Here is a 566-nt window from a genome sequence, read left to right as displayed (position 1 = left end):
TGACCTGCCGGGCCGGGCCGATGGTGTTGTCGTCATAGCGGAAAAGCATATCTGCCTCCTGTTGTTATATCCATGCGGCCACGGCCACGGCTGCCCACTCCTGTGCGCCCCAGCCAAGAGGTTCCCCGTTGCGGTATATGTCCTCGGGCGAGCTGGTATACACGTCGCCCTGGGCCGATATGGCGATGCCAGACCACGCGTGCAGTCCCCATTCCGTTTGAGCTGTCCCGTTTTTGTAAATGCCGTTGAGGACATTCCCCTGGCTCGACGCGGCCCACACATCTCCATTTGGGGCAGCGGCCAGCCTCTCCCAGCGTATTGTTCCCCAAGACTGGTTTATGGCGTTTTTGTAGATCGCGCGGCTTTCAACGGGGGAGTTTATGGCACCCCATACATCGCCGGAGATATCGACAGCCATGTGTGCCCACGCCGCAGACGGCCACGCAGACTGTGCGACTCCGTTACAAAATGGTTTTTGGGTTGCAGCTGGTGAACTATCCGGATCACCGCATCCCCACAAATCGCCATTGGGGGCCACTGCAAGGTTTAGCCAGCTACGGTCTCCT

General features: G+C 59.0%; 1 protein-coding gene. It reads right to left on the bottom strand.

Going from position 1 to position 566, the window contains the following annotated elements:
- Nucleotides 1-64 precede the first annotated feature (64 nt).
- Nucleotides 65-418 carry a hypothetical protein gene (locus QQS14_RS16540; protein ID WP_285908117.1) on the bottom strand — a complete coding sequence of 118 codons (354 nt, stop codon included), beginning with the start codon at nucleotides 416-418 and terminating at the stop codon, nucleotides 65-67.
- Between the last annotated feature and the right edge of the window lie 148 nt (nucleotides 419-566).

Source organism: Pseudodesulfovibrio pelocollis (genome assembly GCF_030282845.1).
In the GTDB taxonomy this organism is placed as follows: Bacteria; Desulfobacterota; Desulfovibrionia; order Desulfovibrionales; family Desulfovibrionaceae; genus Pseudodesulfovibrio; species Pseudodesulfovibrio pelocollis.
Note: the sequence above shows the minus strand (reverse complement) of the source record. Positions and strands in the feature narration are given on the sequence as shown.

Excerpts from the sequence above, each read along its gene's own strand:
- QQS14_RS16540 (WP_285908117.1), bottom strand. The coding sequence starts at position 418 with ATGGCTGTCGATATCTCCGGCGATGTATGGGGTGCCATAAACTCCCCC.